Origin of the sequence: Streptomyces sp. NPDC006385, from assembly GCF_040612485.1 — a bacterium.
In the GTDB taxonomy this organism is placed as follows: Bacteria; Actinomycetota; Actinomycetes; order Streptomycetales; family Streptomycetaceae; genus Streptomyces.
In genome coordinates this window covers 111,465-136,004 of sequence record NZ_JBEXQG010000002.1, presented here as the reverse complement: position 1 = coordinate 136,004, position 24,540 = coordinate 111,465, and the positions used below count along the sequence as shown (strand labels likewise).

Genomic DNA, 24,540 nt, shown 5'->3' with positions numbered 1-24,540 from the left:
TTCCTACAGTGGAGTCCCGTGTTCGGGACCCGTGTCCCCCATCCGATCACACTCGCCCTCATTGCACCCGGAAGACCGGCCCACGCGGGGTGAACGGCAGGCGACGGCCCGGCGGAACCAGGTACGCGTGCTCGCGCCGCACCCGCAGGACATCGCACCAGCCGTCCGTGATGACCAGGACCGGCGCGCCCGGCGGGAAGTCGTCCGCCCGCTGCAACAGGTCGATCCCGGGCTGCAGGACCGTACCGCCCCGGCCGTGCACCCGCACCCGCCCGGCGATGTCCGTCACCGGCACATACCCCGCGTCGTGGGGTGCCGCGTCGCAGAACACCACCCGCGCCGCCGGTACGTCCCGGGCCGCGGCGTAGGAGGCGATGGCGCCGAGCGCCTTGCCGAGCAGCACCCGGTCCATGGAGCCGGAGGTGTCCAGGACGACGCCGAAGGTGCAGCGGGCGATCTCCTCGGGTGGGAAGTAGTGGCCGGCGCGGGGGATGTCGGGCGTGGACGACTGGCGGCGCGAGGGACGGGCGTAGCTGCGGACCGGCTCGGGGCGCGGCACGAACTCGTCGAACCAGCGGGCCAGCCGGGCGTCCCAGGGCAGCGGCGGATGGCTGAGCGCACGGATCTCCTGGACCAGGCCGCCGGGCAGGAAGCCGCGCTCCTGCTGCTGGTGCAGGTCCAGGCCGTGCGAGAGGCCGCGGCGGTAGAACTCGTCGAGGTCGCAGAAGGCGCCGGGCGGGCCGAGCGGGGCGCCGAGCACATCGCCGACGCCCTTGCCGCGCAGGGTTGCCAGCCGGCGCATCCGGCGCAGGTCGCCGGCGATCCGGTCGTACACCTCCTCGGCGGACAGGCCGGTGAACTGCGCGTCGTACAGCAGCCCTTGGGGCATCTCCCCGACCTGCATCTCGCGCAGCCAGCCGTTGATGACGTAGTCGCAGGCGACGTTGAACAGGTACGGGTCACGGGTGCCGCAGCGGTCGCCGTGGCGCAGGGCGGCGTGCAGCATCTCGTGGGCGAGGATGAACCGCCACTCCTCGGACTCGAAGGTCCGCAGCGGGTTGATGTAGATCTCGCCGGCCTCGGCGTTCACGGCGGCGACGGAGATGCCGTGCGCGCGGGCGAGTTCGGCGTCGGCGACCAGCTTGATGCCGGCCGCGATGCCGCCGAGCAGCGGGTAGGAGGTGATGAACCACTCCAGCGCCCACTGCCAGGGGCGCTTCTCGACCGGCTCGCCGTCCATGGAGTCGCGGCGGCCGCCCGCCATGTCCATCGCGGTGGAGACGGTGCGGGTCAGGGCGGTGGCGAAGGCCAGCTGGTGGTCCGGGGGCTGGTTGTACCAGTCCCTCCACTCCACGAGCAGCTGGTCGGGCTCGGCGCCGGCGGTACCGCAGCGCTCGTACCCGGCCGGGAGCCCGTGGCGTCGCCAGTGCGCGGCGAGTCGCTCCTCGTCGCCGTCCGGGTACGCCAGGGGCTGGTCGTCCGGGGCGCGGCCCACGGGGAAGGACAGCAGGAAGCGGTTGACGACCGCGCAGCGCGCCGCGATGTCGTACCGGTCGGGCTGCTCGCGCTCCCCCTTCGCGGCCGGAACGTGACCGAAGCCCAGGTGGAGGACGGCGTGCGCGATCGACCAGGCCCACACGGCGGGATCGGCGACACGGTGGGGGTGGGCGTGCAGCGTGCCGCTGGAGGAGACGCGGACGAGTCCGTCCCGGGGCGCCGTCTCGCACTTCTCTTCGCGGCAGACGCTGAACTCGACGGCGGCGAGCGCCTGGTTGGCCCGCACCAGCCGCATCCCCTCGGCGAACGCCTCGGCCGCGACATCCCGCTTCTTCTTGGCGGTAGTCCGGTCGGCGGGAGTCCGGCTCACCGCCGTGCCTCCACCAGGCGCGGCATGTCCCGGGCCGCCTCCACCAGGAACCAGGCGGGCAGGACGGGGTTGCCGTCGGCGTCGGAGGCGATGACGCTCTGGGCGACCTCGACGGAGATCTCCGCGAGCTGCACCAGCAGCGACTTGGCGCGGTACGCGGTCTGCCGCCCGCTCGCCGACAGGTGCTCCTTGCTGACGGGCAGTTCCTTGATCAGGCGCCCGCGGAAGGACTCGGCGAGGTAGTAGAGCAGGTCGCGGTCCGCCATGCGGTGCGGCCAGCGGGCGTCGCCCTTGATGATGGCCTCGATGCCGAACCGGCTGCGCACGATCTTGACGTAGCCGCAGAACGCGGTGGCGTGCGCGGGCGTCAGCGTGCCGTGCGCCAGGACCTTCAGGGTCTCCTCGTCGAGGCCCTGGCCGAAGGAGTGCAGCGCGTCGGAGAGCATGTGCCAGGAGCGGGGCGTGGAGAACGGCTCCTCGGTCTTCGGCGGCTTGGACCACAGGTGGTCGGGCCGGTCGGTGAGGTGGTCCAGGATCCACGGGTGGATGTCGTTGTTCGCGGCCCAGGTCAGCCAGTCCTTGGCGGAGGCCTCCAGGTGGACGTGGGTGAGACGGTTGACCAGCGCGGAGGCGATGGGCCGGGCGAGGGCGTTGTCGGTGGCGCGGTTGCCGGCGCCGATGACGATGGACCCCTTGGGCAGTTCGTAGTTCCCGATACGGCGGTCCAGGATCAGCGAGTAGAACGCCTTCTGCACATCCGGGGTGGCGGCGTTCAGTTCGTCCAGGAACAGGCAGTACGGCTCGTCGCGGGCGATCGCCTCCGGCGGGCAGAACACCGAGCGCCCGTCCCGGATCTGCGGCACACCGATCAGGTCCTCCGGCGCGAGCTGGGTGCCGAGCAGGCTCACGCACTCCAGCCCCAGCGACTCGGCGAAGTCCCTGACGAGGGAGGACTTCCCGATGCCGGGGGCGCCCCAGAGGAAGACCGGCCGCACGGTGGCGAGGCCGAGGAGGAGTTCGGGGACACGGGTGGGCGTGACGGTGACGGCTGCCTGCAAGGCAGGGGCTCCTTGGGTGTGTTCGAGGGCTTTGCGACTCGAACAGTGTGTGCCCGCGGCCCCTCGGACGCAGCCCATTTTCAGGCGGCCCGCTCCTCCGGCTCCGCCTCCAGGGGCACTTGGGGGCCGTCCGATTCGCGCAGCCAGCGGCGCAGGACGTGGTGGACGTGCTCGGCGCCGACGAGGTCCTCCCCGTCGTCGGCCGGCGCGGAGAAGGCGAGCGGTGACAGCAGGAACGCCTTGCCCTGCGCGCCGCCGAGTCCGCCGTGCGAGCCGATCTGCTCCTCGAAGGCGAGGACCTCGCCGTCGGCGGGGTCGTAGGCGGAGTTGACCATGATGTCGGCGGCGTTCGGGAAGGAGTGCGTGCGGCGTACCGCGTCGGCGGCGCCCGGCCCGAAGACCTCCAACGGTCCCGGATGCTCGTCCAGTCGGTCCAGCGGGATCTCCGCGCCGTACGCGCCGAGCACGACCCCGCCGTGCTTCTCGCTGCGCACGAGCAGGAAGCCGACGCCGGGGTGGTTGGCGAGAGTGGTGAGCAGGGCGGGGTGGCGGGCGTCGATCTCCTCCTTGGTCATCCGGTGCGGGACGTCCGGGAAGGAGACCAGGCCGAGGTTGCCGGAGGCCAGCACGATCGGCTCGGAGCGGCGGCCGGACAGGCGGTGCTGCTCGCCGCCCTCCTCGACGGGCCGGTGCAGGGCGGCCCGTACGGCCGCGCGGGCCTCGGCGCCGCTGTGGGTGCGTTGCGCCCGGCGCGGTACGGGCAGCCCGCAGCCGGCCCGTACCAGGTCGCCGAGGCCGAGGCCGTAGCGGGCGCGGAAGGTCTCGCCGGGGCTCTGGCCGTGGTCCGACAACACGACGATCCGGTACGGCCGCGGCGCGTGCTCGGCGACGTTCTCGATCAGCGCCAGGGCCCGGTCGAGGCGTTCGAGGACCTTCTCGGCGTCACCGCTGAACGGCCCGGAGTGGTGGGCCACTTCGTCGTACGCCACGAGGTCGGCGTAGACGGCGGTGCGGCCGGCGAGCATGTCGCCCATCACCGCGGCGACGACGACGTCCCGTTCGACGACGGTCGCGAAGGCGCGGATGAACGGGTAGAGGCCACCGCGGGAGACGCGCGGGCGGACCTTGCGGGCGCGCGCCCGGGTGGACTGGCCGATCTCGCGGCCGACCTCGGCGGTGAAGGACAGGGCGGTGCGCACGGCGTTGGCGGGGTCGGAGAAGTAGGCGAAGTAGCCCGCCCGGGACCGGTTCTCCCGGCTGCGCCGCTTGGTGGCGATGGACAGCACCAGGGCCTGCTCGCCGGCGCCGCCGCTGAAGAGGTTGCCGCGGCTGGCTCCGTCGGAGCCGAGCAGTCCGGGGTCGCCGGTGCGGTCGATGGCGCGGCGCTGGAGTTCGGCGGCGCTGGTGGGGCGGTTGCAGACCATGATCTCGCGGCCGGCCTTCTCGTACCAGCGGAACGCGGGGACGTCGTGGTTGCTGCCGTGCAGGATCCCGAGCTGGCTGGCGCCGGTCTGGCTGGACCAGTCGGTGCGCCAGGGGGTGAGCCGGTGGGTGGGACGGGCGCCGTCGGGGGCGTCGTCGGGGGCGTCGTCGCCCTTGGCCTTGCCGAGCCAGCGGGCGACGGTGGGCATCATGCCCTTACCGACGGCGTCGAGGAGCACGTCGTGGCCGACGCCGTCGAGCTGTACGAAGACGGTGCCGGGGCTGGACGGGCCGGGGGGCAGGGCTCTGCGGCGGCGGTCGGCGAGACGGTACAGGCGGCGCCGGTAGGCGTCGTCGTCCCGTACGGCCAGGGCGGCGCCGGTGGCGGAGGCCACGGCGGACATCACGGCGGCGACGATGACGGCGGTCTCGGGGGCCGCCTCGCTGTCGCCGGAGGGGACGAGGCTGAGGGCGACGATGAGGAGCGAGCCGTTGAGGAAGAACACCAGCAGGCCGAGCACCAGGGCGGGCACCAGCAGCAGGAGCCGTACGAGGAGGGGCCACACGAGCGCGGAGAGCAGACCGAAGGCGCCGGCGCCGAGAGCGGCGGTGACGGCGATGCTGGTCGCGCTGTCACCGTCCGCCGACTGGAGCTGGAAGTCGGGCAGGATCCCGGCGAGCACGAGCATGGTGACGGTGGAGACGGCCCACACGGCGACGCTCCGCCCGACCTGACTGGCGATCCGCCGCCAACGCCCACGCACGCCCAGCCCACCTCCGGTGTCGACCCACCACCCCGAAGCGGGCCCCTACGCCCAGCGTGGCACACGCCACCGACACCCGGCCGGTGCGCGGTGCCCCACCGGTCACTTCGGTGCGCCGTCTCGCGCGCTCGTCACCGGCCGTCGTAGCCGGCCGTCGGCATCGACAGCCTGCGGTGCACCCGCGCCTTCATCTGGGCGTCGTACAACGGTTCCGCGCGTCCCACCGTCTCCACCCGCACCCCGCGCCGGGCGCACTCCGCGGTGAACTCCTCGACGGAGGACAGCGCGCTCTCCAGCACCCTGCGGCTGGGCGCCACGAACAGGTCGAGGCCGGGCCGGACGCCCTCCCACAGCACGCTGTGGTCCACCCTCAAACCGCGTACCAGGAGTTCACGCGCGACGACGTATCCGTGCTCGGTGGCCCAGCGTGCGCACATCGCGTGCTGGCCGCGGGAGTCCACCAGGAAGGGGTCGGCGTCCAGCTCTTCGAGCGGCGTCAGACTGGCGATCGCCGTCACGCGCACTACGGATGACCCCATGGCGTCCCCCTCACCTCCGGGTTTCGCCGCCGACCCTACTCCAGCCCGTACGCTTCGGGGAGTCGCGCGAAGGGGGCAAAGAAGGTGCCGGTGGAGATCACGTGGTGGGGTCACGCCACCTGCACGATCGAGGATTCGAACGTGCGCGTCCTCACCGACCCCTTGTTCGCACGCCGGCTCGCACACCTGCGCCGCCGCCGGGGCGCGCTGCCCCCGCCCGCCGCCTGGCACGCGCAGGTCGCCGTGGTCTCCCACCTCCACGCCGACCACCTGCACGTCCCGTCGCTGGCCAGGCTGGAGCAGGGCACCCGCCTGCTCGTGCCCCGGGGCGCGCCCCGGGCGGTGCCGGGACTGCGCCGGCTCACGCACCTGCGGGTGACCGAGATGGCGCCCGGCGACGTGACGTCCGTGGGCGATCTGACCGTACGGGCCGTGCCCGCGCGGCACGACGGGCGGCGGCTGCCGATCGGCCCGCGCCGCTCCCCCGCGCTCGGCTACGTCATCGAAGGCGAGGCACGCACGTACTTCGCCGGGGACACCGGCCTGTTCGAGTCGATGGCGAAGGAGGTCGGCCCGGTCGACGTGACGCTGCTGCCGGTGGGCGGCTGGGGGCCCTACCTCGGTGAGGGCCATCTGGACGCGGGGCGGGCGGCCGAGGCGCTCGCCCGGCTCGCGCCGCGCAGTGCCGTGCCGGTGCACTACGGCACGTACTGGCCGATCGGCATGGATGCGGTGCGCCCCCATGAATTCCACGCGCCCGGTGACGAGTTCGCGCGGCTCGCGGCCGAGCGCGCGCCCGGCGTGTCGGTGCACCGGCTCGCGCACGGCGAGAGCGTGCGCCCGGAGGTGACCCGGTGACGCCGCTGGCCGTCGCCGCGACGGTGGTGCCGGCCGAGTCCACGCAGCAGGCGATCGGCTATCCGTCGTTGTTCCTGCTGGTGCTGATCGGGGCGCTGGTGCCGGTCGTGCCGACGGGGGCGCTGGTGAGTTCGGCCGCGGTGGTGGCGTTTCACCAGACGGCGCCGTTCTCGCTGGCGCTGGTGTTCCTGACGGCGTCTACGGCCGCGTTCCTGGGCGACGCGATCCTGTACTGGCTGGGGCGGCGCGGCATGGGCTCGAAGAACGGCTCGCGCTGGCTGGAGGCGATCCGCTCACGCGCCCCGGAGGACCGGCTCGCGCGGGCCCAGCGCAAGCTCGCCGACCACGATGTGGCCGTGCTGGTGCTGTCGCGGCTGGTGCCGGCGGGCCGCCTGCCGGTGATGCTGGCCTGCCTGCTGGCGAAGTGGCCGATGCGGCGCTTCGCCCGCGGCAACCTTCCGGCCTGCCTGGCCTGGGCGGTGACGTACCAGCTGATCGGCATCCTCGGTGGCTCGCTGTTCGAGGAGCCGTGGGAGGGCGTGGTGGCGGCGGTCGCGCTGACCGTGCTGATCAGCGCGACGCCGACCGTCTGGCGCCGGGTGCGGAGAGCCGGCGGCGCCCCGTGACGCGGGTGCACGTCATCGCTGCAGCACCCGTGAACCCCCCACCGGCAGGTCCCACAGGTCGTCCCGGTCCAGTCCCGCCTTCTGCCACGCCGCGCGCACGCGCGTGAGCGGTTCCAGGACCGGCTCCGCCGACAGCACGAACGTGGCCCAGTGCATCGGCGCCATGCGTCGCGCGCCGAGGTCCTGGGCGGCGCGGACCGCCTCCTCCGGGTCGCAGTGGACGTCACTGAGCCACCAGCGGGGGTCGTAGGCGCCGATGGGGAGGAGCGCGAGGTCGATGCCGGGGTAGCGCTCGCCGATGCGGGTGAACCAGTGGCCGTAGCCGGTGTCGCCCGCGAAGTACACGCGCTGTCCGTCGGGCGCGGTGAGCACCCAGCCGCCCCACAGGCTGCGGCAGGTGTCGGTGAGGGTGCGCTTGGACCAGTGATGGGCGGGCACGAAGTCGAAGCGGACGCCGGACAGTTCGGCGGCCTCCCACCAGTCCAGCTCGGTGACCTGGGTGAACCTGCGGCGGCGGAACCAGCCGGCGAGCCCGGCCGGCACGAACACCGGGGTGTCGCGCGGGAGTCGGCGCAGGGTCGGCGCGTCCAGGTGGTCGTAGTGGTTGTGGCTGATGACGACCGCGTCGACACGCGGCAGGGCGCTCCAGGCCACGCCGACGGGGGTGATGCGGGCCGGGGTGCCGAGGATGCGGCGCGACCAGACCGGGTCGGTGAGCACGGTCAGCCCGCCGATCCGCACCACCCAACTGGCGTGCCCCGCCCAGGAGACGGCGACCGTGCGCGCGTCCACGCGCGGCAGCGGGCTCGGCTCGAAGGGCAGTCGCGGGATGTCGGCGAGGCCCTCCCGGCCGGGGCGGACGGCTCCCTCGCGGGCGAAGCGGGCGAGGGCCTTCATGCCGGGGAGCGGGGCGGTGAGACGGTCGTGGAAGGTCCGCGGCCACACCCGGCGTTCGCCCAGCGGGCGGGGCGCCGCGAGCGGGGGGAACGGGGGCGCGAAGGAGGACGGGTCCGCCGGGGCGTCGGCTTGCCCGGTGGCCGTACGCGATGTCGTCGACGTGGTCGACATGGCTGACTCGGACTGCTGCGTCATCGAGGAGGCTCCCATCGCTGAGCGTCGTCGCGGAGATCGTCGAAGACCGACTTCAAGTGGATCAACGCACGGTGCACGTGTGGCAGTTCCAACGGAGTGGGTGAAGTGATGCATTGCGCGCGTTCCTCGTCGCCGCCGGCCAGCAGCGGTCCGGTGGACAGTCGCACGCGCAGCGCGCCGAGGTCGTCGCCGAAGCGGTGCCCGCCCGGCGCGGGCATGCCGAGCCGGGCGGCGAGGAAGTCCTCCAGGTCCTGCGCGTCCCCGACGTCGTGCGCGGACAGCCCGGCGCGCAGCGGGCCGAGGTCGACGTACAGGTGCCGTCCGGCCTGCGGGGGCCGTGCCAGGGCTCCGGCGCCGACCGCGGCGGCGTGCACGGCCGCGGCCACGCGCGCGTGCAGGCGTACGGTGGCGTCGACCCGTGCGGTGACCGGCTCGGGCTCCCTCAGGGCATGGGCGGCGGCGAGGGCGACGGGGCCGGCGATACGGGCGCCGAGCGCGGTGAGCACGTCGAGCACGCGCGCGTGGAGGCTGTCGCCGGTCTCGCCCGCGGGGAACCGGGCGACCGCGGCGGGCCAGCCGGGCGGCAGGAGGGCGCCGGCCAGGTCGGTGACGACGGTGACGTGCTCGGGCAGCATCTCGGCGGGGCTGAACAGCACGGTGTCGTGCGGGGCGTGCACGGTGTCGCGCCAGGTCTCGTCGCTGACCAGGTGCAGTCCCTCGCCGGTCGCGGCCTCCAGGGCCTCGTGCAGCACCTCGGGCGGCGCCACGGTGGCGGTGGGGTCGTCGGCGACGGACAGCACGAGCAGCCGCGGGTCACCGCCCTCGGCACGGACCCGGCGAACGGTCTCCAGCAGGGCGTACGGATCCGGCACCCCGCCGCACTCGGCCGGCGTCGCCACATGGAAGACGGGTCTGCCCAACAGGCGTGCGTACGGCGCCCACCAGGCGGCACAGGGCCGCGGCACCAGGACGTCGCCGCCGAGCGCGGCGGTCAGGGCGAGCAGCAGGGCGGGCGCTCCGGGAGCGGCCACGGCCCGAGCGGGTTCGGTGGGCAGACCCCGCCGGTCCCAGTAGCCGCACGCGGCCTCCAGGAGTGCGGCGCCGCCCCCGATCGGCTCGCTCTCGGACCGGCCTGCGGCCGCGGCGAGCACGGCCGCCAGTTCGGGCAGCACGGGCAGCCCGTCGTCCGGGAGGGGCGGCCCGTAACGGACGGGGCCGTGGCCTTCGGGATCCGTCCGGCGCATCCGTTCCTCCGCGCTGCCTGGTGCCGTGGGGGTTCGTCGTCTTGTGCTGCTCCGTGAGGGCCGGGGTCCGGGCGGGCTGGTCGGCTGTGGGAATCGGGTTCTGCGGTGCGCGCGGTGCGGGCCCTGAGGTTCGTACGGCGAGGGGTGCGCACGGTGTGTGGCGTGCCCTTCGCGCTCTGAGTACCCATCGTCGCGCCACCCCATGGCCGCCGGGTTGGGTTGCGCCGGTCACACCGCGGCCCGCCGGCGGGTGACCGTGCGGATCAGCCCTCCCCGGTGGGCGTCCTGCGGCACAGCCGGTACACCGCACCGCCGAGCGCGGTCGCGATGAGAAGGCCGCCGGCGACCAGGGCGGGGACGGAGTCGGTGAAGGCGCCGCCCTGGCCGGCCCGTACGCCGTGCTCGACGGCGGCGCTGCCGCAGTCCTCGGGGTGGGCCTCGCTGCTGCCGGAGTGGTGCTCGCTCCTGCCGGAGTGGTGCTCGCTCCTGCCGGAGTGGTGCTCGCTCGCACTCCCGTGGGACGCGGTGCCGCCGGGTTCGGCCTTGCCCGCGTGAGGCTCGGTGCAGTGGCGGTCGGTGCCGTCCGGGGCGCCGACGCCGCCGCCAGCAGTGCCGCCGGTGTCGCCGGTGCCGCCATCGGTGCCGCCCCTGCCACCGTCCGTGCCGCCTGTGCCGCCCTCTGTGCCGTGATCGGCGCCTCCCTCACCGCCGACCGTGCCGCCTGCGCCGCCCGCGCCGCCGTCCGCGCCATGATCAGCGGCTCCCCCGCTGCCGTCCGCACCACCACCGCCGTGAGTGCCGGCGCCGTCGTCGAGGGCCACCGTCAACGTCGCGCTCCACGGCTTGCCCTCGTCGCCGGCCGCCGCCGGGCAGGTGCCGTCGACCGTCCAGGCGGAGTCCGCTCCGGCCGCGTCCGGATCGCCCTCGAAGTTCTCCGCCGGGGGAACGGTCGCGGTACCGCTGTAAGCGGGCCCGGCATCCCCCTCGTCGCCGGAGACCCGCTTCAGCGCGACGGTGCCCTCCTCGAACGCCTGCGAGGTGGCGTCCACGGTGTCGGGCGCCCCGTCGACGGGATCGCAGGAGACCTCGACGGTCACGCTGCCGCCCGGCGAGACGGTGCCGGGGCTGACCTCCACGGCCGGGTCCGCGCAGGCGGCCGAGGCGGCGAAGCCCACGACGGCACCGGACAGGGCGGCGACGGACAGGGCACGGGCGGTGCGGCGCATGGGGTGAACTCCTTCGGCCGACGGCTGCGGGGGTACGGCGGTCGTGCCCCCGCAGCCATGACAGCCCGCCCGGCGCCCGCACGCGCGCGGCCGGGCACCATTCGCGGGACGGGGGCGGCCGAGTGGGTGAGCCGGCCGCCGTGAGTCCACTTTCCGAACCGACTCCGCCCCGGCGAGTTGGGTGTTCCAACCCGCCCCGTCAGTTCAGCAGGGCCGCCAAGTCCCGCTCCAGCCCGCGTCCCCGCCTGCTGACGACGCCGGAGGCGACGTCCGACAGCTTGCGGTTGGTGCCCTGCGAGATGCGGCGCAGTACCCCGAAGGCGGCGTCGGCGTCGCAGCCGAGGACGTGCATGACGATGCCGCACGCCTGGTCGACGACGGGCCTGGTGCGCAGCGCGGTGCCGAGCTGGTCGAGCTCGGTGAGCGCGGCACGGTAGGAGCGGTCGCGGACCAGGCAGCTCACCGCGAACTCGCCCAGGGCTCGAACAGGCCCGTGCGAGGCGTTCTCCAGTGCGCCGGGCCGGAAGCTGTAGAGACTGAGCGTCACCGTCAGCCCGGAGCGGCGGAACGGCAGCGTGACACAGGACCGCACCCCCGAGTCGAGCGCCATGGCGCGGTAGTCCGGCCAGCGCTCGTCGTGCAGGAGGTCGGCCGTGTCGACCGGTCCGCCGCGTTCCAGGGCGGCCGGGATGGGCCCGTCACCGGACCGCAGCTGCACGGCGACGAGCCCGGCGAGGTCGGGATGGGTGACGGCGGCGGGGCGCTCGGCGCCCGCCTCGGACACCGTGCTGCTCGCCCCGCAGCAGTCCGCGGTGCAGCGTACGGCCTGTTCGGCCAGCTCGGACAACCTGCGCCCGGGCAGGGCGGCTTCGGCCGACTCGTCACCCCAGCGGTCCACCTGTTCGTGCACGGCCATCCTCAACCCTCCTCCTTCTTCGTGCGCGTTCCCGGGCCGGCGCGAGGAAAACCGTGAGAGAAGGCGCCGTGGCAGTTGGCGCCCCGCCGTCCCGTGACCTCTTGTCGCCAGCTAGGTTCGTCCCATGGCGCAGACGGACGAATTCGGTGAAGAGCTCGCGGATTTCGTACGCCGCGTCGCGGAGCTCAAGGCGGCGCGGTCCCTGTCGGGAGGGGACCTGCCGACGGTCCTGGACGCCGCCATCTTCGAACTCGACCACGTGGCCGACCAGTTGTGGCCGTGGTACGAGCGGCTGTCCTCGGGCGGAGTGCCCCGCACGGCGCCCTCCGACCGTCAGGAGCAGCATCTGCTGAAGGCGGTGTTCCAGCGCTTCCCGCTGCCGGTGGCCCTGGTGGACCGGGAGGCGGTGGTGCGCCGGATGAACTTCGCGGCGACGTCCTTCACCGGCGTCCGGGCGGGCTATGCGACGGGACGGCCGCTGACCGGTCTCCTCGCCCGTGCCGACCGGGTGGCGTTCCGTTCCCAGGCGGCGGCGGTGGCGCGTGGTGAGGGCGACCGCGGCCTCACCGTGCATCTCCAGCAGCGCCCCTCCGCGCCGGTCCACGCGACCCTGTGCGCCGTACGCCCGAGCGGGGAGCCGCACACGAGCGTGCTGGTCGTCCTCCAGCCCGGCGACCTCCGCGCGCCCGGGGCCCACGGCGCGGGTGAGAGCCCGACGGCCCAGGTCCCCGACCTCGCCGAGACCACCCGGCACGCGGAGCTGATGGACGTCCTCGACGAGATGACCACGGCCCTGCTGGCCGCGCCGCGCGGCGACCTGGAGGTCGTCCTGCGACGGGCGGCCCAGGTCCTGCACGGCCGCTTCGCCGACTGGGTGATCGCCGACACCGGCACGGCCCGGCTGTCCCGTACGACCGTGCTGGCCCCCTCGGAGCAGGAGGCGAAGGCACTCGCGGCCCAGGACCCCACCGCCTGCCCCCTGGTCATGGAGACGGCCCGCACCGCCTCCCCGGCCCTCCAGCTCCGCCCCCCGAATCCGAGCGCCTTCGGCCACGACCCCCAGGGCGCCCCCGTCCTCGTACAGGCGAACGTCACGTCCCTGCTGTGCGTACCCCTGAAGGCCGACGGCGCCGTGCAGGGTGTGCTCACGCTGTTCCGCTGCGGAGCCCGCCTGGCGTTCTCAATGGCGGAGGCCAAGGCGATGGACACGATGTCCCGCCACATGGCACTGGCGGCGGCGGGAACGCCCTAGAGGGGCGACCCTCAGGCCACATCACTGAGGACCTGTTCCCGCAGCCGGCTGCAGCACCGGCTGATCAGCCGGGACACATGCATCTGCGAGATACCCAGCTGCTCGGCGATCCGGCTCTGCGTCATGTCCCCGAAGAACCGCATGTACAAGATCGCCCGCTCGCGCTCAGGCAGCGCGGCGAGCCGCGGCTTGACGGCCTCACGATCCACGACCGTGTCCAGCGCGGGATCGGCGGACCCCAGCGCGTCGCTCAGCGAGTAGCCGTCCTCGCTGCCGGGCAGCTCCGCGTCCAGCGACAGGGCGGTGAAACTCTCCAGTGCCTCCAGGCCGACCTTGACGTCGGCCTCACTCATGTCCGCGTGCTCGGCGATCTCCGCGACCGTGGGCCTGCGGCCCGAGACGGTCTGCAACTCCTGGACGGCGAACCGCACCCGGTTACGCAGGTCCTGCACCCGGCGCGGCACGTGCAGCGTCCACATGTGGTCGCGGAAGTGCCGCTTGATCTCCCCGGTGATGGTGGGCACGGCATAGCTCTCGAAGGCGTTGCCGCGCTCGGGGTCGTACCGGTCGACGGCCTTGACCAGCCCGAGGGCGGCCACCTGCCGCAGGTCCTCGAAGCTCTCGCCCCGGCTGCGGAAGCGCCCGGCGAGCCGGTCGGCCATGGGCAGCCACGCCTCGACGATCCTGTCGCGGACGGCGTCGCGCTGCGGGCCCTCGGGCAGCGACGCGAGCTTGCGGAAGTCCTCGGCGGTGTCCGGGGCGTCGTCGTGCGGGTGGTGCTTCGCGCTCACTGAGGTGGGCATGATGCGCCACAACTCCCTTGATTGTGCTCTGGCGTGGACGGTCACCATGGGAGTGCGGGCGCGCACCGGAACCGGGCACACCCGTGGCGGGAAATCGCCGCTCCCACGGACGTGCCTCCTGTCCGAAGCACTGTTCCTTCGCCTGCCCTGCCGCCCGGCCCGCAAACACCGGGCAGGTTTTTCACCTCTTCGCAGGGTCACTCGTAGCGGTGCCGCGCAGTCCCCCGGAACCAGGAGGTCCCGCATGAGCACCAAGGTCGCCGACCACGTCCTTCAGCGCCTGCGCGAGTGGGGTGTCGAACACGTCTTCGGCTATCCCGGTGACGGCATCAACGGACTGCTCGCCGCCTGGGGCCGGGCCGAGAACGAGCCCCGTTTCATCCAGTCCCGGCACGAGGAGATGTCCGCGTTCCAGGCGGTCGGTTACGCGAAGTTCAGCGGCCGTGTCGGGGTGTGCGCGGCGACGTCCGGTCCCGGCGCGATCCACCTGCTCAACGGCCTGTACGACGCCAAGCTCGACCATGTTCCGGTGCTGGCGATCGTCGGTCAGACGCACCGCACCGCGATGGGCGGCTCCTACCAGCAGGAGGTGGACCTGCACACGCTGTTCAAGGACGTCGCCTCGGACTTCGTGGAGACGGTGACCGTTCCCGAGCAGCTGCCGAACGTCCTGGACCGGGCGATCCGCACCGCGTACGCGCGCCGCGCGCCCACGGCGATCATCATCCCCGGCGATGTGCAGGAACTCGACTACGCGCCGCCCACGCACGAGTTCAAGATGGTGCCCTCCAGTCTGGACCGCAGCTCCTGGACGGCGATCCCCTCGGACGACTCGGTCCGCCGGGCCGCGGAGATCCTCAACACCGGTGACAAGGTGGCGATCCTGGTCGGCCAGGGCGCGTCCGGCGCGCGGGCCGAGGTGGAGCGGATCGCCGAACTGCTCGGCGCCGGCGTGGCCAAGGCGCTGCTCGGCAAGGACGTCCTGAGCGACGAACTGCCGTACGTCACCGGCTCGATCGGCCTGCTGGGCACGCGCCCGTCGTACGAGCTCATGCGCGACTGCGACACGCTGCTGACCATCGGGTCGTCCTTCCCGTACACGCAGTTCCTGCCGGACTTCGGCAAGGCGCGGGGCGTGCAGATCGACATCGACCCGCACATGGTCGGGATGCGGTACCCGTACGAGGTGAATCTCGTCGGCGACGCGAAGGCCACGCTGGAGCGGTTGATCCCGCTGATCGAGGAGGGCCGCGGGCGCGAGTGGTACGACACGGTGTGCGACAACGTGGCGCACTGGCGGGAGGTCATGGAGCGGCGGGCGAACCTGTCGGCCGACCCGATCAACCCGGAGTACGTCGCCCGCGCCCTGGACCCGCTGCTGCCCGGCAACGCCATCATCAGCTCCGACTCGGGCTCGGCGGCGAACTGGTACGCCCGCCATCTGACGATGCGGCCCGGCATGCGCGCGTCGCTGTCCGGGACGCTGGCGACGATGGGCTGCGGGGTGCCGTACGCGATCGGCGCCAAGTTCGCCCACCCGGACCGGCCGGCGATCGCGCTGGTCGGCGACGGCGCGATGCAGATGAACGGCCTCGCGGAGCTGATCACGGCGGCCAAGTACAAGGACCAGTGGGAGGACCCGCGCCTGGTCGTCGGCGTGTTCAACAACCACGACCTCAACCAGGTCACCTGGGAGATGCGCGCCATGGAGGGCGCCCCGTCCTTCCTGCCGTCCCAGGAGCTCCCCGACGTCCAGTACGCCGCCTTCGCCCGCTCCCTCGGTCTGACCGGCATCCGCGTGGAGAAGCCCGAGGACGTCGAGGCGGGCTGGCGTGCGGGTCTGGAGGCGGACGGCCCCGCGGTCGTCGAGTTCCTCACCGACCCGGCCGTACCGCCGATCCCGCCGCACGCCTCCTGGGAGCAGCTGGAGGCGACGGCCGCGTCCATCCTGAAGGGGGACGCGGACCGGGGCTCGATGGTCAAGCAGGGGTTCAAGGCGAAGATGCAGGAGTTCCTGCCGGGGCGGGAGAAGAAGCACTAGCGGGGCCACACCGATCAGCAGGGCACCGACCTGCCGGCGCACGGCCGGCCCTGTTCAGTGCACGTGCGGGCCGCCGGTCGACTGCGGCCTGCCGCGCGGCACAAGACCCAGAGCCACGACGGCCCCGGCGGCCGCCGCCACCGCGCACACCGTGAACGCGTCGCGGAAGCCGGCTGCCGAGCCTCGTTCGAAGCCGGCGGCCGCGACGGTCGAGACAACGGCGACGCCTATCGAACCGCCCACCTCGTGGAAGGTGTTGACGACTCCGGAGGCGAGCCCCGCCTCGCGGTGCTCCACCATGGCCAGGGCGGTCGTCGTGGCGGTGACGAAGACCGCGCCGATGCCGAGGGAGGCGATCACCAGGCCCGGCAGGAGCCGGTCGTACACGCCGCCGGTCTCCGGCAGTCGGGTCAGCGGCATGGTTCCGGCGGCCGCGACGGCCATGCCGGCGACCGCCGTCGGGTGGCTGCCGATCCGGCCGACGAGCCGGGACCCGAGGTGGGCGCCGATGCCCGTGGCCACGGCGACGGGCAGGTGTCGTGGACCAGGCGGGCGAACCCGTGGACGGCGGTGTCAGTGCCCCAGTGCCGCTTCCTGCGGACGGTCCTCGTCCTGGTCCTTCGGCAGCAGCAGATCCTCGTAGCGGCCCAGTGCCAGCACCACGCCGAGCATGGCGAGCGGGAGCAGCACGGTGAGCAGTGCCATGATCTGTCCTTCCCCAGTACCTGAGTGGGGGGTGCAGGTCGGGTCTCCCTCCTTCCGGGGTGCAAACCCCGTGTCGGCCCCCTGTGTACGGGTACGCGGTGCGGACCCCCGAAGATCTGGAGGGAGTCATGCAGCGAGGCAGTGACCGGCTGAGCGTTCATCGCGACGACGAGATGAAGCACGAACTGCAGGGCCTGCTGAGGTCCGGGCACCCCACCCGGACCGAGGAGTGGCACGACCCGGAGCCGTCCGCCGACGACGACCTGCGGGTCGCGGGTGGGCCGGTGACGCCCGGGACGTCGACGGCGTCCCTGGCGGTGGTCCGGCTGGAGCTGGCGCGGTTCCTGAGCCGTGGTGCCTTCCCGGCGAGCCCCCGGGAGCTGGTCGGGATCCTGCGCGGCGGATACGCGCCGGACGCCCTGATCGAGGCGCTGGAGCGGCTGCCGCGCACCGCGCGCTACGCCAACGTCCAGGAGCTGGCCGAGGCCCTGACCGGGACCGGGCGGTCCACGGGCCGCCCGAACGCATAGGGGACCGGTCGGCGGGTACTGCGGGCGGGGTCACACCGACGCGCCCGCGGTACCGAACCGGCCGGGCGACGCAGGAAGGGCCCAGGATGGCTGATTTCGTGAGGGACGTCATGACACCGGGCGTGGTCGCCGTCCGCCCGGACGCCTCGCTCGTCGAGGCGGCGCAGCTGATGCGCGCGCAGGACATCGGCGATGTGGTGGTCGCGGACGGACAGCGGATCGTGGGTGTGCTCACCGACCGTGACATCACGGTACGGGCGGTCGCGGACGGCGCCGACCCGCTGACGGTGAGCGCCCGGTCGGTGTGCACCCGGGACCCGGTGATGATCGGCCCGGGCGACCGGGTGTCCCTCGCGGTCGCGCTGATGCGTGAGCACCGCGTACGGCGGCTGCCGGTCGTCGAGGACGGTCTGCCGGTCGGCGTCGTCAGTCTCGGGGACCTGGCCGAGACCGAGGATCCCGACTCGGCGCTGGCGGAGATCAGCCGGGCCGCTCCGGACGAGTGAGCGCATGAGCGAGGACGGTCGGACGACATCACCGGGTCCCGGGTGGCGATGCACCGGCGGACCCGGATCGAGGAGACGGCGGGGACCGAGGAGTCCCTCATCCACGCGCTGATGATGACCGAGGTGGGCATCCCCATCGCGCGCCCTGCGCTACGAGGTCGACCCGCTGCTGCTCACCGTGCAGCTCGGCGCGACCGCGGCGCACGAGGCGACCGCGCTGTGGGACGCGCGTACGGCCGCCACAGCGACCGCGAGGTCAAGCCGGTCGAGCGGCACGTCCACAGCTGCCCGGCGCGTGTGGCGAGGAGCTGCTGCGCTGTGTGCGCGGCCCGGCGGAACAAGAAAAGCGCGACGAGCGACGAGGCCCGCTTCAGGGCCGCGGAAGGACATGGAGACATCATGCGTATCGCATTTCTGATCGCACCCGAAGGCGTCGAGCAGGTCGAGCTGACCGATCCGTGGCAGGCGGTGGTGGACGCCGGCCACGAGCCGGTGCTCGTGTCGACGAAGCCGGGCTCGATCCAGGCGTACCACCATCTCGACAAGGCGGAGAAGTTCCCCGTGCAGGAGGTCGTCGGTGAGACGTCGGCCGACTCCTTCGGCGCGCTGGTCCTGCCGGGTGGCGTCGCCAACCCGGACCATCTGCGGATGAACGGCAAGGCCGTCGCGTTCGTGCGGGACTTCTTCGAGCGGGGCCTGCCGGTCGCCGCGATCTGCCACGCCCCGTGGACGCTGGTGGAGGCGGACGTCGTACGCGGCCGGGTGCTGACCTCCTGGCCGAGTCTGCGCACGGACATCCGCAACGCGGGCGGCACCTGGGTCGACGAGCAGGTGCGGATCTGCGACCACGGCCCGAACAAGCTGGTCACCAGCCGTAAGCCGGACGACCTGAAGGCGTTCTGCGAGACGTTCCTCGACGTGTTCGCCAGGGAGTCCGAGGAGGCCGCCTGATGGCAGACCGCAAGCAGGAGCAGCGGGAGAACTTCCGGGCGGACGACCCGACCGCCGGGCCGCTGACCACCGAGCAGGGTGTGGAGGTCGACCACACCGACGACTCGCTGGCCGCCGGCGAACGCGGTCCGACGCTGATGGAGGACTTCCACTTCCGGGAGAAGCTCACCCACTTCGACCACGAGCGGATCCCGGAGCGGGTGGTGCACGCGCGGGGCGCGGGGGCGTACGGCTTCTTCGAGCCGTACGAGTCCTGCGCGCGGTTCACGCGGGCGGCCTTTCTCCAGGATCCGTCCGTGCGGACGCCCGTCTTCGTGCGGTTCTCCACCGTGCAGGGGCCGAAGGGCTCGGCGGACACGGTCCGGGACGTGCGCGGCTTCGCGACCAAGTTCTACACGTCGGAGGGGAACTACGACCTGGTCGGGAACAACTTCCCGGTCTTCTTCATCCAGGACGGCATCAAGTTCCCCGACTTCGTGCACGCGGTGAAGCCGGAGCCGCACAACGACATCCCCACCGGCGCGTCCGCCCACGACACCCTGTGGGACTTCGTGTCCCTCCAGCCGGAGACGCTGCACGCGATCATGTGGCTGATGTCGGACCGGGCCATCCCGCGCAGCTACCGCATGATGCAGGGCTTCGGCGTGCACACCTTCCGGTTCGTGAACGCGCAGGGGCGCGGCACCTTCGTGAAGTTCCACTGGAAGCCGAAGCTGGGCGTGCACTCGCTGGTGTGGGACGAGGCGCAGGAGTGCCAGGGCCGCGACCCGGACTTCAACCGGCGTGACCTGTGGGACGCGATCGAGGCGGGCGAGTACCCGGAGTGGGAGCTGGGCGTCCAACTCGTGCCGGAGGAGGACGAGTTCGCGTTCGACTTCGATCTGCTCGACCCGACGAAGATCATTCCGGAGGAGCAGGTGCCGGTGCGGCCGATCGGCCGGATGGTGCTGGACCGCAACCCGGAGAACTTCTTCGCCGAGACCGAGCAGGTCGCCTTCCACACGGCGAACGTCGTGCCCGGGATCGACTTCACCAACGACCCGCTGCTCCAGGCCCGCAACTTCTCCTACCTGGACACGCAGTTGATCCGCCTCGGCGGCCCCAACTTCACGCAGCTTCCGGTGAACCGGCCGGTGGCGCCCGTGCGCACGAACCAGCGCGACGGCTACCACCAGAGCGCGATCCACCGGGGTACGAACTACTTCCCGAACTCCCTGGGCGGCGGCTGCCCGGCACACGCCGGCGTGGACGGGCACGCGTACACGCACTACGCGGAGCGTGTCGACGGCGCCAAGATCCGCCGCCGCAGCGCGAGCTTCCAGGACCACTACACCCAGCCCGCGATGTTCTGGAACAGCATGGCGGACTGGGAGAAGCAGCACATCGTCGAGGCGTTCCGCTTCGAGCTCGGCAAGGTCGGCGCGAAGGAGGTGCGGGCCCGTACGGTCGAGCACCTCGCCCGGGTGAACGGCGAGCTGGCGGCGTCGGTGGCGCGGGGCATCGGGGTGCCGGAGCCGTCCGTGACGCAGGCGGCGGACAAACTGTCCTCCCCCGCGCTGAGTCTGGAGTCCCTGCGCGGCGACGGCTCGGTCCGCACCCGGCAGATCGCGGTTCTCGTCGCCGACGGCGTCGACGTCGCCCAGGTGACGTCGGTGCGCGAGGCGCTCACGGCCGAGGGCGCGATCGTCGAGGCGCTGGCGCCGACGGACGGCGCGGTCACCGGTGCCGGGGGTGAACGGTTCGAGGTCGACCGCGCGCTGCCGACGGTGGCCTCCGTGCTGTACGACGCCGTACTGGTGCCCGGCGGCCCCGCGGACACCCCGGGCACGGTGGCCGACCCGGACGCGATGCGCTTCGTGCGGGACGCCTACCGGCACGGCAAACCGGTGGGCGCGCTCGGCTCCGGCGTGGGTGTCCTGTCCGCCCTGAAGCCGGAGGGCGTCCGGCTGTCCGCCGAGTTCCACCGCACGGTGACCGACCAGGGCGTGGTGACGGACACCTCCCCGGGCCCGGCGACGGAGGAGTTCCTCCAGTCCTTCAGGGCCGCGGTGCGGGCCCATCGGCACTGGGGGCGGCCGCCGGTGCACGGCTGACCCGAAGACAGGACCGGATCACGGCTGACCCGAAGACAGGACCGGATGCGGCAGGACCGGGTGCGCCGGGGAACGAGGGCCTGACGGGCCCGCCCGGCGCACCGGCGTGTCTCGTACGCCCGAGCACTCCTCGGCACCCCCGGGCGCCACTCGGCACCGGCCGGGATCACGCCGGTGGGGTCGTCGGGGCGGCGCTGCTGCCGGTGCGGTCGCGGGCGCCCTCGCGGGTCCGGCCCGAGGCCACCGGGCGGCGTGGGTTGCGGCGCAGGTACTCGCCCTCCAGCTGCGCCATGCGTTCGTTGTGGACCCGCAGCGCGTCGTTCGAGCCGTGCAGCAGCGTGTCGTGGCGCGTCCGGTGGATCGTCTCCAGCTCCTTCATGAGCTGCTGGTCGTCCAGCCGGCCGGGGTCGACTCCGTTCATGGTGGTGCCCCGCTCGTCGTGTTCAATCATGCGGTCCGGGTACCCGCCCGAGGAGCACACAGCACCCGAGCGGCGTAGGGGAGAGCAACCTATGGATCTCGCCTTTCTGCATCCACTGTACGAACACCCCGGCCCCTGGGCCTCCGTGTACGTCGGCACGTCCCGGCACACGCAGGACACGCCCCACGAGCGGCGCCTCACCGCCCAGGCCCTGTCCCGGGAGCTGTCCGAGCAGGGCGCCGACGACGCGACCTGCCGGGCCGTACGGCACGCGCTGGAAGGACTCGAACACTCCTCCGAACCTCATGGACGCGCGGTCTTCGCCCGCGCCGGCGAGGTGGTCCTGGACCCGCCGCTGGCCCGGCCCCCGCGGCGCGACAGCGCCCACTGGGCGCCGCTGCCGCACACCGCGCCCCTCCTGGAGCTCGCGGGTGAGGACCCGGTCTGCGTGGTGGCCTACGTCGACCGCCGGGGCGCCGCCTTCGAGCTGCGCACCGCGCTCGGCCGGCAGGACGTCGGCTCGGTCACCGGCCGGCAGCATCCGATCCACCGCACGAGCACGGTCGACTGGTCCGAGCGGCACTTCCAGCTCAAGGTGGAGAACACCTGGGAGCACAACGCGGCCGAGATCGCCGACGCGCTCACCGTCTGCCAGGAGGAGACCCGCGCCGACCTGCTGATCCTCGTCGGTGACGACCGCGAGCGGCGGTCGGTGCACGAACGGCTGCCGCAGCGGCTGCACGACCTCGTGGTCGAGGCCCCGCACGGCACCGGCAGCAGGCTGCTCGACGAGGACGTCGAACGGATCCGCGAGCAGCATGTACGGCAGCGGGCGGAGCGCGAGCTGGAGCGGTTCCTGGCCGCCCGGCAGCCGGATCCCGAGGGGCGTTCCGGTGCGGCGGAGGGCGTGCCCGCGCTGATCGAGGCCGCCCGTGAGCACCGCATCGAGGAACTCCTGATCCGCCCGGACGGCCCCGACGCACATCGCGAGGTGTGGATCGGCGAGGATCCGGACCAGCTGGCGGTGCGCCGTACGGACCTGAAGATCCTCGGCGAGCAGCACTCCTGGCCGGCCCGCGCCGACGACGCGCTGATCCGTTCCGCGGTCGCGACGGGTGCTGCGGCCCTGTCGGTCACTCCGGCCGACCCGGTCGCGGAGCCGGCCGGCGGGTTGGGTGCCCTGCTGCGGTGGGCGTGAGCGTCACCGCGCCCGCTCCACCCTCCGTTCGTCCCACACCGGCTCCGGGGTCTCCCGGACCCGGCCGTCGCTGCCGAAGACGAGGTAGCGGTCGAACGAGCGGGCGAACCAGCGGTCGTGGGTGACGGCGAGCACCGTGCCCTCGAACGCCTCCAGCCCTTCCTGGAGTGCCTCGGCGGACTCCAGGTCGAGGTTGTCGGTCGGCTCGTCGAGGAGCAGGGCCGTGGCGCCCCGCAGTTCCAGCAGCAGGATCTGGAAGCGGGCCTGCTGGCCGCCGGAGAGCCGGTCGAAGGTCTGCTCGGCCTGGTGGGTCAGCTCGTAGCGGCGCAGGCGGGACATCGCGGCGCCCCGGTCCTGGGCGTGCTCCTTCCAGAGGATGTCGAGGAGGGTGCGGCCGATCAGCTCGGGATGCGCGTGCGTCTGCGCGAAGTGTCCGGGCACGACGCGCGCGCCGAGCTTCCACTCCCCCGTGTGCGCCACGTCGTCGCCGGCCAGCAGGCGCAGGAAGTGCGACTTGCCGGAGCCGTTGGAGCCGAGGACGGCGACGCGTTCGCCGTAGAAGACCTCCAGCGAGAACGGCTTCATCAGGCCGGTGAGCTCCAGTCCCGCGCAGGTGACGGCCCGCACCCCGGTGCGTCCGCCCTTGAGCCGCATCCTGATGTCCTGCTCGCGCGGCGGCTCCGGGGGCGGTCCCGCCTCCTCGAACTTGCGCAGCCGGGTCTGGGCGGCACGGTAGCGGGAGGCCATGTCGGGGCTGTTCTCGGCGGCCTGACGGAGCGTCAGGACCAGCTTCTTGAGCTGGGCGTGCTTCTCGTCCCAGCGTTTGCGCAACTCCTCGAAGCGGGCGAAGCGCTGCCGCCGGGCCTCGTGGTACGTCGCGAAACCACCGCCGTGCACCCAGGCGTCCGCGCCGGCCGGTGAGGGCTCGACCGAGACGATCTTCTCGGCGGCGCGGGCCAGGAGTTCGCGGTCATGGGAGACGAAGAGGACCGTCTTGCGGGTCTCCTTCAGGCGCTCCTCCAGCCAGCGCTTGCCGGGTACGTCGAGATAGTTGTCGGGCTCGTCGAGCAGCAGCACCTCGTCCGTGCCGCGCAGCAGCGCCTCCAGCACCAGCCGCTTCTGCTCGCCTCCGGACAGGGTCCGCACCTGGCGCCACTGCGCCTTCTCGTACGGCACGCCGAGCGCGGCCGTGGTGCACATGTCCCACAGCGTCTCGGCCTCGTAGCCGCGCGCCTCGGCCCAGTCGGCGAGCGCCTGCGCGTACGTGAGCTGGGCGGCCTCGTCGTCGACGGTCATGAGGGCGTGCTCGGCGGCGTCGACGGCCTTCGCGGCCGCGCGGATGCGGGGCGGCGCGACCGACACGAGCAGGTCGCGTACGGTCGTCTCGTCCCGTACGGATCCCACGAACTGGCGCATCACGCCGAGCCCACCGCCGACGGTGACGGTGCCGCCGTGCGGTTTCAGCTCGCCGGAGATCAGCCGCAGCAGGGTCGTCTTGCCGGCGCCGTTGGGCCCGACCAGCGCCACGATGGCGCCTTCACCCACCCGGAAGGACACGTCGCCGAGCAACGCCCTCCCGTCGGGGAGGTAGTACTCGAGGTGCGCGGCTTCCAGATGTCCCATGGGGCCGAATTCTGCGGGCCGCCACCGGACCCGGGCAAACGCTTATTCCGCACGCCCGGCCCTTTCGTGCGCCGGGCACGCACCCGCCGTCAGGTGCGCACCTCTAGGGCACGTCCCCGCCGACGGGCCACCCCGCAGGGCCGCCCTCCCCCGCGGGCGACACCATCGCTCCCGCCCACTCCAGCGCTTTCCAGCCCTCGGCGGGCGAACCCTCCAGGATCACCACTCCCGTGTTCGCCAGCGGGTGCGCCGCGGCGAAGGGCACGTCCACGTTGACCGCCCGGGCCGCCGTCCACATGCGGATCGCGGCACCGTGGCTGACCATGGCGACGGTCCCGGCCCCGCTGTCGGCGGCCTCCGCCACCACCGCGTCGTAGCGCGCCAGCGCCTCCGCGCCGCTCTCGCCGCCCGGCATCCGCAGCTCCGTGTCGCCGGCCGCCCAGGCGAACACCGTCTTCATGTAGGGCTCCGCCTGCTCCGCGTCGCCCGGCAGCATCTCCAGGTCGCCCGCGGACAGCTCCCGGATGCCGTCCCGCACGAGCACGTCGAGACCGCGCGCGGCGGCCAGCGGGGCGGCGGTGCGCTGGGTGCGGATCAGGGTGGAGGCGTAGACCGCCTCGATGTCCTCGCCGACGAGGGCCTCGGGCAGGGCCGCGGCCTGTGCTTCGCCGAGCGCGGTCAGACCGGGGCCCGGGACGGCCGTGTCCAGCAGGTGGTCCACGTTGGAGGGCGTCTGGCCGTGACGGATCAGGAGCAGGCGCATGGGGCGGGTTCCTCCGTGGGTCGCTCACCGTCGGACGGACAG

The 24,540-nt window shown here is 73.1% G+C and carries 23 protein-coding genes; 9 read left to right on the top strand and 14 right to left on the bottom strand.

What is annotated here, in order from left to right; all coding sequences use genetic code 11:
- Positions 1-58 precede the first annotated feature (58 nt).
- The 4 genes from ABZ078_RS02110 to ABZ078_RS02095 all read right to left on the bottom strand — a co-directional run bounded on the left by ABZ078_RS02110 (position 59) and on the right by ABZ078_RS02095 (position 5,650).
- A complete protein-coding gene (locus ABZ078_RS02110; protein ID WP_356570896.1) occupies positions 59-1,792 on the bottom strand; it encodes a hypothetical protein in 1,734 nt (577 codons plus the stop codon).
- 71 nt (positions 1,793-1,863) lie between these two features.
- On the bottom strand, positions 1,864-2,925 hold the full coding sequence (locus ABZ078_RS02105; RefSeq protein WP_356570697.1) for a MoxR family ATPase: 1,062 nt from the start codon (positions 2,923-2,925) through the stop codon (positions 1,864-1,866).
- 80 nt (positions 2,926-3,005) lie between these two features.
- Positions 3,006-5,060 carry a phage holin family protein gene (locus ABZ078_RS02100; protein ID WP_356570894.1) on the bottom strand — a complete coding sequence of 685 codons (2,055 nt, stop codon included), beginning with the start codon at positions 5,058-5,060 and terminating at the stop codon, positions 3,006-3,008.
- Positions 5,061-5,242: 182 nt separating this feature from the next.
- Positions 5,243-5,650 (bottom strand): hypothetical protein, encoded by a 408-nt coding sequence (locus ABZ078_RS02095; protein WP_356570695.1) that lies wholly within the window; start codon positions 5,648-5,650, stop codon positions 5,243-5,245.
- An 84-nt stretch (positions 5,651-5,734) separates the two neighbouring features.
- Between ABZ078_RS02095 and ABZ078_RS02090 the strand changes: the two genes are divergently transcribed.
- The gene (locus ABZ078_RS02090; RefSeq protein WP_356570693.1) at positions 5,735-6,508 is read left to right on the top strand and encodes an MBL fold metallo-hydrolase; all 774 of its coding nucleotides are present in this window, start codon (positions 5,735-5,737) and stop codon (positions 6,506-6,508) included.
- Positions 6,505-7,134 carry a VTT domain-containing protein gene (locus ABZ078_RS02085; RefSeq protein WP_356570691.1) on the top strand — a complete coding sequence of 210 codons (630 nt, stop codon included), beginning with the start codon at positions 6,505-6,507 and terminating at the stop codon, positions 7,132-7,134. Before ABZ078_RS02090 ends, ABZ078_RS02085 begins: the two co-directional genes overlap by 4 nt.
- Before the next feature lie 12 nt (positions 7,135-7,146).
- Here the strand turns inward: ABZ078_RS02085 and ABZ078_RS02080 are convergent, their stop codons facing one another.
- The 4 genes from ABZ078_RS02080 to ABZ078_RS02065 all read right to left on the bottom strand — a co-directional run bounded on the left by ABZ078_RS02080 (position 7,147) and on the right by ABZ078_RS02065 (position 11,612).
- The gene (locus tag ABZ078_RS02080) at positions 7,147-8,226 is read right to left on the bottom strand and encodes an MBL fold metallo-hydrolase (protein WP_356570689.1); all 1,080 of its coding nucleotides are present in this window, start codon (positions 8,224-8,226) and stop codon (positions 7,147-7,149) included.
- A complete protein-coding gene (locus tag ABZ078_RS02075; RefSeq protein WP_356570687.1) occupies positions 8,223-9,470 on the bottom strand; it encodes an aminotransferase class I/II-fold pyridoxal phosphate-dependent enzyme in 1,248 nt (415 codons plus the stop codon). The genes ABZ078_RS02080 and ABZ078_RS02075 overlap by 4 nt, the downstream gene beginning before the upstream one ends.
- 263 nt (positions 9,471-9,733) lie before the next feature.
- The gene (locus ABZ078_RS02070; protein WP_356570685.1) at positions 9,734-10,696 is read right to left on the bottom strand and encodes a hypothetical protein; all 963 of its coding nucleotides are present in this window, start codon (positions 10,694-10,696) and stop codon (positions 9,734-9,736) included.
- A 199-nt stretch (positions 10,697-10,895) separates the two neighbouring features.
- The gene (locus ABZ078_RS02065; protein ID WP_356570683.1) at positions 10,896-11,612 is read right to left on the bottom strand and encodes an ANTAR domain-containing protein; all 717 of its coding nucleotides are present in this window, start codon (positions 11,610-11,612) and stop codon (positions 10,896-10,898) included.
- 124 nt (positions 11,613-11,736) lie between these two features.
- Between ABZ078_RS02065 and ABZ078_RS02060 the strand changes: the two genes are divergently transcribed.
- Positions 11,737-12,864, top strand: a complete 1,128-nt coding sequence (locus tag ABZ078_RS02060) for a GAF domain-containing protein (RefSeq protein ID WP_356570681.1) — start codon at positions 11,737-11,739, stop codon at positions 12,862-12,864.
- Between the two features lie 11 nt (positions 12,865-12,875).
- Here ABZ078_RS02060 and ABZ078_RS02055 read toward each other — a convergent pair whose 3' ends face one another.
- On the bottom strand, positions 12,876-13,667 hold the full coding sequence (locus ABZ078_RS02055; RefSeq protein ID WP_356570679.1) for an RNA polymerase sigma factor SigF: 792 nt from the start codon (positions 13,665-13,667) through the stop codon (positions 12,876-12,878).
- A 244-nt stretch (positions 13,668-13,911) separates the two neighbouring features.
- Between ABZ078_RS02055 and ABZ078_RS02050 the strand changes: the two genes are divergently transcribed.
- Positions 13,912-15,708, top strand: a complete 1,797-nt coding sequence (locus ABZ078_RS02050) for a thiamine pyrophosphate-requiring protein (RefSeq protein ID WP_356570677.1) — start codon at positions 13,912-13,914, stop codon at positions 15,706-15,708.
- Between the two features lie 54 nt (positions 15,709-15,762).
- Here ABZ078_RS02050 and ABZ078_RS02045 read toward each other — a convergent pair whose 3' ends face one another.
- The gene (locus ABZ078_RS02045) at positions 15,763-16,230 is read right to left on the bottom strand and encodes an MFS transporter (protein WP_356570676.1); all 468 of its coding nucleotides are present in this window, start codon (positions 16,228-16,230) and stop codon (positions 15,763-15,765) included.
- A gap of 51 nt (positions 16,231-16,281) precedes the next feature.
- Entirely contained in the window at positions 16,282-16,413 is a 132-nt protein-coding gene (locus ABZ078_RS02040; protein WP_356570674.1) for a hypothetical protein, read from the bottom strand.
- 128 nt (positions 16,414-16,541) lie between these two features.
- Between ABZ078_RS02040 and ABZ078_RS02035 the strand changes: the two genes are divergently transcribed.
- The 4 genes from ABZ078_RS02035 to ABZ078_RS02020 all read left to right on the top strand — a co-directional run bounded on the left by ABZ078_RS02035 (position 16,542) and on the right by ABZ078_RS02020 (position 20,493).
- The gene (locus ABZ078_RS02035) at positions 16,542-16,943 is read left to right on the top strand and encodes a DUF2795 domain-containing protein (RefSeq protein ID WP_356570672.1); all 402 of its coding nucleotides are present in this window, start codon (positions 16,542-16,544) and stop codon (positions 16,941-16,943) included.
- Between the two features lie 86 nt (positions 16,944-17,029).
- A complete protein-coding gene (locus ABZ078_RS02030) occupies positions 17,030-17,449 on the top strand; it encodes a CBS domain-containing protein (protein ID WP_356570670.1) in 420 nt (139 codons plus the stop codon).
- 399 nt (positions 17,450-17,848) lie between these two features.
- Positions 17,849-18,400, top strand: a complete 552-nt coding sequence (locus ABZ078_RS02025) for a type 1 glutamine amidotransferase domain-containing protein (protein WP_356570668.1) — start codon at positions 17,849-17,851, stop codon at positions 18,398-18,400.
- Positions 18,400-20,493 carry a catalase gene (locus ABZ078_RS02020; RefSeq protein WP_356570666.1) on the top strand — a complete coding sequence of 698 codons (2,094 nt, stop codon included), beginning with the start codon at positions 18,400-18,402 and terminating at the stop codon, positions 20,491-20,493. The genes ABZ078_RS02025 and ABZ078_RS02020 overlap by 1 nt, the downstream gene beginning before the upstream one ends.
- A 166-nt stretch (positions 20,494-20,659) precedes the next feature.
- On the opposite strand, the gene ABZ078_RS02015 is transcribed toward ABZ078_RS02020, so the two are convergent.
- Positions 20,660-20,944: a DUF6158 family protein gene (locus ABZ078_RS02015; protein ID WP_356570664.1), complete on the bottom strand. Its 285-nt coding sequence runs from the start codon at positions 20,942-20,944 to the stop codon at positions 20,660-20,662.
- 61 nt (positions 20,945-21,005) lie between these two features.
- On the opposite strand from ABZ078_RS02015, the gene ABZ078_RS02010 reads away from it, so the two are divergent.
- Positions 21,006-22,112, top strand: a complete 1,107-nt coding sequence (locus tag ABZ078_RS02010) for a Vms1/Ankzf1 family peptidyl-tRNA hydrolase (protein WP_356570662.1) — start codon at positions 21,006-21,008, stop codon at positions 22,110-22,112.
- A 3-nt stretch (positions 22,113-22,115) separates the two neighbouring features.
- Here ABZ078_RS02010 and ABZ078_RS02005 read toward each other — a convergent pair whose 3' ends face one another.
- Positions 22,116-23,735, bottom strand: coding sequence for an ATP-binding cassette domain-containing protein (locus ABZ078_RS02005; RefSeq protein ID WP_356570660.1), 1,620 nt, complete (start codon positions 23,733-23,735; stop codon positions 22,116-22,118).
- Positions 23,736-23,838: 103 nt separating this feature from the next.
- A complete protein-coding gene (locus ABZ078_RS02000; protein WP_356570658.1) occupies positions 23,839-24,498 on the bottom strand; it encodes a histidine phosphatase family protein in 660 nt (219 codons plus the stop codon).
- Positions 24,499-24,540: the final 42 nt, after the last annotated feature.